The sequence below is a fragment of the Brevundimonas sp. genome, from assembly GCF_036399195.1.
Lineage (GTDB): Bacteria > Pseudomonadota > Alphaproteobacteria > Caulobacterales > Caulobacteraceae > Brevundimonas.
The window spans coordinates 1-7,983 of sequence record NZ_DASWNO010000149.1; the positions used below are offsets into that span (position 1 = coordinate 1).

At 66.3% G+C, this 7,983-nt stretch carries 8 protein-coding genes; 6 read left to right on the plus strand and 2 right to left on the minus strand.

Annotated features, from left to right (window positions below):
• The first annotated feature begins 179 nt into the window (after positions 1-179).
• A complete protein-coding gene (locus tag VGB60_RS06925) occupies positions 180-1,049 on the plus strand; it encodes a transporter (RefSeq protein ID WP_331037534.1) in 870 nt (289 codons plus the stop codon).
• Positions 1,050-1,221: 172 nt separating this feature from the next.
• Here the strand turns inward: VGB60_RS06925 and nth are convergent, their stop codons facing one another.
• Positions 1,222-1,908, minus strand: a complete 687-nt coding sequence (gene nth / locus VGB60_RS06930) for an endonuclease III (protein WP_331037541.1) — start codon at positions 1,906-1,908, stop codon at positions 1,222-1,224.
• A 274-nt stretch (positions 1,909-2,182) separates the two neighbouring features.
• Between nth and VGB60_RS06935 the strand changes: the two genes are divergently transcribed.
• The 3 genes from VGB60_RS06935 (at position 2,183) to VGB60_RS06945 (ending at position 4,870) form a co-directional block, all read left to right on the plus strand.
• A complete protein-coding gene (locus VGB60_RS06935; protein WP_331037535.1) occupies positions 2,183-3,085 on the plus strand; it encodes a hypothetical protein in 903 nt (300 codons plus the stop codon).
• Positions 3,086-3,310: 225 nt separating this feature from the next.
• Positions 3,311-3,508 carry a hypothetical protein gene (locus tag VGB60_RS06940; protein WP_331037536.1) on the plus strand — a complete coding sequence of 66 codons (198 nt, stop codon included), beginning with the start codon at positions 3,311-3,313 and terminating at the stop codon, positions 3,506-3,508.
• 465 nt (positions 3,509-3,973) lie between these two features.
• Positions 3,974-4,870 carry a sterol desaturase family protein gene (locus VGB60_RS06945; protein ID WP_331037537.1) on the plus strand — a complete coding sequence of 299 codons (897 nt, stop codon included), beginning with the start codon at positions 3,974-3,976 and terminating at the stop codon, positions 4,868-4,870.
• A 111-nt stretch (positions 4,871-4,981) separates the two neighbouring features.
• Here VGB60_RS06945 and VGB60_RS06950 read toward each other — a convergent pair whose 3' ends face one another.
• Positions 4,982-6,529 (minus strand): GNAT family N-acetyltransferase, encoded by a 1,548-nt coding sequence (locus tag VGB60_RS06950; RefSeq protein ID WP_331037538.1) that lies wholly within the window; start codon positions 6,527-6,529, stop codon positions 4,982-4,984.
• Between the two features lie 174 nt (positions 6,530-6,703).
• On the opposite strand from VGB60_RS06950, the gene VGB60_RS06955 reads away from it, so the two are divergent.
• Together VGB60_RS06955 and VGB60_RS06960 are read left to right on the plus strand one after the other, a co-directional pair.
• Positions 6,704-7,459 carry a creatininase family protein gene (locus tag VGB60_RS06955; RefSeq protein ID WP_331037539.1) on the plus strand — a complete coding sequence of 252 codons (756 nt, stop codon included), beginning with the start codon at positions 6,704-6,706 and terminating at the stop codon, positions 7,457-7,459.
• Positions 7,460-7,479: 20 nt separating this feature from the next.
• Positions 7,480-7,983 (plus strand): phasin, encoded by a 504-nt coding sequence (locus VGB60_RS06960; RefSeq protein ID WP_331037540.1) that lies wholly within the window; start codon positions 7,480-7,482, stop codon positions 7,981-7,983.

Here is a 7,983-nt window from a genome sequence, read left to right on the forward strand (position 1 = left end):
GTCGAGGAAGGCGGGCTCGCAAGGGGCCAGCACATCGACGATGGCGTTGCCGACGGCGCAGACGTCGTAGTTCGGGTTCTGGGTCATGCGGGGCCCTTAGCCGAGGGCCGGCGCGGCGTCATCCGAAAACCCATAAGGCAAGCCTTATGTGTCCGCCCCGGTTTCGCTATGAGGCAGCCATGACAGAAATCGCCGTCCTCACTCCGTCTCCCTCCGACCCCTCCTATGCCGGCCAATGGCCGGGCGTGCTGGAGCGGCTGCAGCAGGCGCTGGCGCTGGCCGGCGTCACCGCCGCGCCGACGCCCTGGCCCGACCATGTGGACGACGCCTCGGCCCTGACCGGCTATCCGCTGGTCCTGCCGCTGCTTGCCTGGGGTTATCACCGCGACCACGCGCTGTGGATGAAGGGCTGCCGCGCCTGGGCCGAGGCGGGAGTGCGGTTGCTGAACCCGCCGTCGGTGCTGGGCTGGAACTCCGACAAGAGCTACCTCGGCCGCCTGGCGGAGCAGGGCGTCGCCATCCCGCCCACGCTCTGGATCGACGGACCGTCGCAGGCCGATGTCGACGCCGCCTTCGACCGCCTCGGCGCCGAGGAAATCGTGGTCAAGCCGCGCGTCTCCGGCGGCGCGTGGAAGACGCTGCGGCTGCGTCCGGGCGAGGCCATGGCGGACGCCCCCGGGGGCCCGGCGATGATCCAGCCCTACCTCCCGACCATCGAGACCGAGGGCGAGACATCGCTGCTGTTCTTCGGGGGCCGACTCAGCCACGTCGTCAACAAGCGCCCGGTCCCCGGCGAGTTCCGCGTGCAGGTCCAGTACGGCGGCGGCTACACGGCCCTGCCCGCACCGGCCGATGGAGCCCTCGATCTGGCCGAGCGTACTCTGACCGCCATCGGCGAGGACCTGCTCTACGCCCGCATCGACATGGCCCGCGGCCCGGACGGGGGCTGGCTGCTGATGGAGGCCGAACTGATCGAGCCTGATTTCTATCTCGGCACAGCCCCGGCCGGTGGTCAGCGCTTCGCCGACGCGGTGCGGTCGCGGCTGTAGACGGAGGAGTGAGTGGTGATTAGTGGCTAGTGATTAGTGAGTAGTGAGTAGTGATTGGTGAGCCGATTGCTCTCAGTGCTAAAGTCGAGGTTTCCGCCGGCGCCAGCCCGCACTCACGAACCACTAGCCACCAGCCACCAGCCACCAGCCACCAGCCACCAATCACTACTCACTACTCACCACTCCGCAACGCCAACATCCCGGCCCGCGACGGACAAAGGTCCGAGATCACACAACCGGGACAGCTGGGCCTGCGGGCCGTGCAGGTGTAGCGCCCGTGCAGGATCAGCCAGTGGTGCGCCTTGGGCAGCCACGCCTCTGGCACGATCCGGTGCAGCTGCGCCTCGACCTTGTCGGGCGTGGCGGCGTTGGCGAGGCCCAGCCGGTGCGAGACCCGGAACACATGGGTGTCCACGGCGATGGCCGGTTCGATCCCCAGCTCGTTGAGCACCACGCTGGCCGTCTTGCGCCCGACGCCCGGCAGGGCCTGCAGCGCCTCGCGATTGAGCGGAACTTCGCCGCCGTGCTGCTCCAGCACGATCCGGCTCAGGGCGATCACGTTCCGGGCCTTGCCGCGATAGAGACCGATCGAGGCGATGTAGGGGATCAGCCCCGCCTCCCCCAGCGCCAGCATCTTCGCCGGCGTGTCCGCCACGGCGAACAGCTTCTCCGTGGCCTTGTTGACCGAGACGTCCGTCGCCTGCGCCGACAGCGCCACCGCAACGACGAGCGTGTACGGGCTGGTGAAGTTCAGCTCCGTCTTCGGCTCCGGCATCACCGCCGCCAGCCGCGCGAAGATCGTCTCGACCCGGTCCTCATCAGGCGGCCACGCTAGCGAAGGGATCGGCGCGCCGGTCATGACGGCGGGACGCGCGGCCACGGGTTTCGAGGCCCCGGGGCCGGTTCTCGTTCTCTCGCGTCGGGCCATCGGGCTTCTGTGCTCAGGCGCCATGCGCCGAACGACAAGGGCCGGTTCCCGCCGCCGAGGTCAAGTCCGCTTCCGACCCTAGCGGACAGCCGGACCGGTCGGCCGTCGGTTGTGCTGCTGCTCAGCTTGCAACTCTGGACTTTCGGTGCGCTAGCCGCCACCCTCGTCTGGCGCCTGCGGCGGTATCTATCGAAGGAGTAACGCCATGATCGGACTGGCTCTCGCTCTGGCCCTCGGACTTCCGTCGCCTCAGGCGTCCCCGCCTCCGCCGCCGCAAGACCCCACGGCAGTCACGCTGGACGATGTCGTCGTCGACGCGCGGGGCATCGAGCTGATGGCCCAAGCTTTTATCGAGGACGTAGCCGCGCCTAATCGGCGACGCGGGCTTGCGCGTTGGAACACGCCGCTGTGCGTTGGGGTGGCCAATCTTCAGCGCGATGTCGCCCAAGCCATCATCGATCGCGTATCCGACGTGGCCGGCGATCTCGATGTCCGTGTCGGAGAACCGGGTTGCAAGGCCAACGCTCTGATCGTCGCGACCGATGACGGCGCCGGGATGGCTCGCTCGCTGGTTCAGGCGCGTCGACGCTCGTTCGACGTGGGCAGCCTGCAGATGATGCAGACGAGCAGCGCCCTGGAAGCCTTCCAGTCGGACGATCGTCCCGTGCGCTGGTGGCAGATCAGCATGCCGGTGAACTCGGTAAATGGCGAACGCGCCATCCGCCTGCCCGGCGAGTCTCCCCCGGTGATCTTTGTCTTCGCGGCGTCTCGGCTGGTCAGCCAGATCCGCGACGACATGAACAAGGTCATAATCATCGTCGACATGGACGACGTCAGCGGCCTGCCGGTGAACAAGCTGGCTGACTACATGGCCATGGTGACCCTGGCCCAGATCGACGACGACGCCGAAAGCGCGCGCTACGACACGGTGCTGAACCTGTTCGACACCCCCGAGCGGGTCGACGGCCTGACCGACTGGGACATGGCCTATCTGCGCGGGCTGTATTCGGCCGAGCAGAACCGTATCAATCTCAATGCCCAAGCCCGTAACGTCGCGGATGCCGTCGTGCGCGCCCGTCGCGAGGCGGCCGCGCCGACGGAGGAATAGGGCTCTGCTCGCGCTGAGCGGCGGCGTCGGTTGGAGGCTCATTCTGGCGGCGACGTATCTTCAGCGGAGGCATCTTCGACTGAAGGCCTGGCTCCGGAGAGTTCTGGAGATGGGCCAAAAGCACTGACGTCCACTTTCCGCCCTCAGGCGACGGTCGGCTGGCGACCCATTGCGGACCTTCGACACGTGCACCTAGAGTGACGGCTGCGGAGGGGTGAGGGGCCTATGGTGTATCTGGATCGACTAAGGTCACTGCTGGCTGGCGTGGCCGTGGGCATAATTGTTGCGCTGCTCTATCTCCGCACCATGCCAGATGGCGAGCAGGCACTTGATGAGCTTCAATGGATTGCCCTCGGGATGATATTTGCAAGTGCGGGGCTCACCCTTTGGCTCGGTCGTGCGCTCAAGAAGAAGGCCGCTTAAGTTCGACGGGTATCTTCCTTTGCGACGAACAGCACCCGACGCCTGACCAATCCGACTGCTTTCCGCCGACACGCAACGTCAGCTTCCCAACCTTAGGCGACGGTCCGCTCCCGACCCTTAGCGGACATTGTGTGAGCCGGGCGAAAAGTGGGTCTTGGCTGGTCCGAGCTCTGCGATCACCGCGGAGGTGACCGATCCATCGGGCCTCGACGGCCGCATGGGCAGCGGCCTTATCTTAATCGGACGGCAAGGCGCATTGGATAGCGTCGCGAAATGCACTCGACGGACCGCGCACGAAAACTCCGTCTCATGCTCGACTGGTTCGCGCGGGTGGCGATTGTGGACTACCTGCCGGGTTGCGCGAACTATAGCTGAGGAACGCATCTTAATGCAGTGCGTCACTCACCAGAACTATACCCAAAAAGGCCGGTTCCGGCTGCTCCCCCTCGTCTACTGATGCAGACGATGATCGGTTTCCTTTTTGTGTTTGCGACCGGCGGCGTCCTTCTGATCCTTGAACGGTTGCTACCTCTGCATCCCGGCCAGAACACGCTTCGGCCCGGTTGGAAGATCGACCTTATGCACGTCTTTTTGTCCGGGACCCTGATAAGGCTTGGGACGACGGTGGCGGTTCTAGCGGCAAGCGTTTTCGCTATCTCAGCGGTGCCCGAGCCGCTCCGACAAGCCGTGCGGGCGCAACCCGATTGGCTGGAGTTCCTCGAACTCCTGGTATTGTCGGACCTGTGCTTATACGCCGCTCACCGGCTGTGCCATGCCGTACCGCTGCTGTGGCGTTTCCATGCAGTGCACCATTCCAGTGAAAACCTCGACTGGCTAGCCGCCTACCGGGTGCATCCGGTCGACCAAATTCTGAACTCGACGATGATGGCCCTGCCCGCGATCGTGCTGGGATTCTCTCCGCTACCGCTTTTGATCTACGCCATCGTCTACCGGATTCACGCGCCCCTGCTGCATTCCAACGTGCGATTGGATCTTGGGCCGTTGGGTGTGCTGCTGACCTCGCCTCGCTTTCACCACTGGCACCACGCCGACCAGGCGGAGGCATACGACCGGAATTTCGCTGGTCAACTGTCTTTCATCGATCGACTTTTCGGCACCCATTATGCACCTGGCGAAGGAAGCCTGCCGGCCCGCTACGGCGTCGGTGGTGCTGTGCCTGAAAACTATGTCGGACAACTGCTCCAGCCCTTTGGAGTGACCCTCTCACCGAACGCCGTCTCTCCGGCTGGACAGGGGGTGGTCGCGGAACCTGCTAGCTTCGCCTGCCAGCCTGTCAAACCGGGCCTACACCCAAACACACCGGCTGAAGCGCTTCATAATCCACCGGCTACCTCGGTTTAGCCGATAGCCTTGGTGTCCGCTTTCCACCCATTGCGGGCATTCTCCGAGGCCGCTTGGGAACCTGTGCGCCGCCAACGCCTGACCGGCGTTCGTGAGCATGGTCGGCTGACCTCACCCCCCGTCCGCCCACACCGTCTTGTACAGATCGAACCGGCGGTCGCGCAGGTTGCGCACCGTGCCCTGCGACTTGGCCCAGGCCAGGTCCGACAGGTCGAGGTCGGCGACGGTGACGGTCTCGACGTTCTCGCTGGCTTCCGCCGCCACCCCGTCGCGGGCGAAGGGGAAGTCGCAGGGAGTCAGGATGCAGGACTGGGCGTACTGGATGTCCATGTTCTCGACGTTCGGGAGATTTCCGACGTTGCCCGACAGGATGACGTAGCACTGGTTCTCGATGGCCCGGGCCTGCGAGCAGTAGCGGACACGCAGATAGCCCTGACGGTTGTCGGTGCAGAACGGCACGAACAGCAGCCGCGCGCCCTCGTCGACCAGCCGCCGCGCCAGCTCCGGGAACTCGGAGTCGTAGCAGATCAGCACCCCGATCGGGCCGCAGTCGGTAGGGATGGCGTGGACGCGGTCGCCGCCCTTGATGTTCCACCAGTGGCGCTCGTTCGGGGTCGGGTGGATCTTCTCCTGCTCGTGCACCGAGCCGTCGCGCAGGAAGACATAGGCGACGTTCTGGATGTCGCCGTCGTCGGTCTGGGTCGGGTGAGAGCCGCCGATGATGTTGATGTTGTACTCCACCGCCATCTTGCGCATCGCCTCGACGAAGCGCGGCGTGTAGCGGGTCAGGGCCTCGATCGACTCGACCGGACTCAGCTTCTTGGACTCAAGCGACAGCAGCTGGAGGGTGAAGAGCTCCGGAAACACGACGAAGTCCGAGCGGTAGTCCGAGGTCACGTCGACGAAATACTCGATGTTGGAGATGAACTCCTCGAAGCTGGCGACCTTGCGGGCCTGCAGCTGCACCGTCGCCACCCGCACCGTCTCCTTGACGGCGAAGGCCGCGCCTCGGCCGTGCGTCTCGGTGTAGTACGGGTTGCGCCACACCATGTGCGCCGCGTGCCCCATCGAGGCCGTGTCCGAGCTCAGATAGTTCTCCAGCACCCCGATCGGCTCGAACCCGCCGCGCATGTGGAAGCCGATGACGGGGTCGTTCAGTTTCCGCGCCGTGACGGCGTCCAGATATTCGCGAGGGTCCGGGTAGGCGGCCTTGCGCCGGCCCAGCCCAGGCATGCGTCCGCCGAAGACGATGCCGCGCAGGTTCTCGGCCTCGCACAGGTCGCGCCGCGCGTCGTAGAGCCGCTGGCCGATGCGCAGGCGGCGGCGGTCCGGATCGACGCACACCTCCATGCCGTAGAACCACTCCCCGACGGGATCATGCCGGGCGGCGTAACCCCCGCCCGTGATCTGCCCCCAGGTGTGGGGCGACATGGCCGTCTTCTCGTCGATGCGGAAGCCGGCGGCGTAGCCGACGATGTCGCCGTCGTACTCGACCACGAACTGGCCGTCCGGATAGGCGGCGATCTGGCCGCGCAGCATGCCGGGCGTCAGCGCCGGCATGTCCTTGTAGACCTTGGCGACCAGCGTCGAGATCGCATCGAGGTCGCTGAGCTTGGCGTTGCGGATGGAGAGGACGGCGGGCTTGTCGGGCTTTTTCATGGGCGGTGAAACGCACGGTCGGGGCGGCGGATCAAGCCGTGCCGCGTACTTTGTCGAGCGGAGCAGCGCCGCACATCGCGCCGGGCCCGCTGTTTGGGCCTCGGCGGTTGGCTCCGGCCGCCAATCGGCCTAGAGCGCCGGGAGTTCGAGTCTCGAGTTCCGGAGCGCCTCCCAATGCTGATGCACCTTTCGACCTGGCCGGAGATCGATGCGCGGCTGCAGACCACGAAGACCGTCGTCGTCCCCATCGGCTCCAACGAACAGCACGGCCCCACCGGTCTGCTCGGCACCGACTGGCTGTGCCCCGAGATCATCGCCCACGCCGCCGAGAAGCAGGACCAGGGTCTGATCGTCGCCCCCACCTTCAACATCGGCATGGCCCAGCACCACCTCGCCTTCGCCGGCACCATCTCGCTGCGCCCCTCCACCTTCATGGCGGCCATCACCGACTGGGTCTCATCGCTGTCGCGGCACGGCTTCGAGCGGATCTATTTCCTCAACGGCCACGGCGGCAACGTCGCCACCATCGAGGCGACCTTCGCCGAAATCTACGCCGAGTGGAGCTTCGTCGAGGAGCAGCCGCCGTTCGTCCTGAAGCTGAAGAACTGGTGGGACCTGCCTGGGGTCCACGGCCTGTGCACCCGAATGTTCCCGACTGGCCATGGCATGCACGCGACGCCGTCCGAGATCGCCGTGACCCAGGCCGCCTACCCGCATCTGGTCAAGACCGCCGACTACAGCCCGCAGATCGCGCCGGTCGGGCCGATCCGCGATGCGCTGGACTACCGCGCCCGCTTCCCCGACGGTCGCATCGGTTCCGACCCCGCCCAGGCCAGCCCGGAGAAGGGCCAGACCATCATCGACGCCGCCGTGCCCGCCCTGCTCAAGGATGTCGCCGACTTCGCCGCCGAGGTCTTGCTCGACGCCTGAAAGCGGCCCAAGGCAGGGACATGACACCGATCGACAAGGCGCTGAAGACCAGCCGCCGGATAACCCGCCAGACCGCTTCCGCGGCCGATGCCGCGATCTCCGGCGGAGAGATGCTGCAGGCCGCCGGGGACGTGATCAACGCCCGGCTGACCATCATGGCCGCCGGCATGGCCGACCCGTCCAAGGTCGACTTGGCGGAGATGTCCCTGATGAGCAGCGAGAAGGTCGAGGCCCTGTCCGCCTCGGCCTCGTCCATGGCGCGGACCTTCGGCGACATCGGCGGCCGGGTCGGCTCCAGCGTCGTCGCCGAGGCCGGGCTGGCGACGCAGGCCGCCGCCTCGATCGCCGCCGCCCAGACTCCCGCGGCGGCGCTACAGGCCCAGTATAGCTACGCCCTCGGCTGGTGGAGCCGCGCCGCGGGCCAGATGCTGACCCTCAACACCGAACTGCTGAAGGGCCAGGCCGACGCCATGCGCCCGATCCACAGGACGGCCGTCGCCAACGCCAAGCGGCTGAAGAAGTAG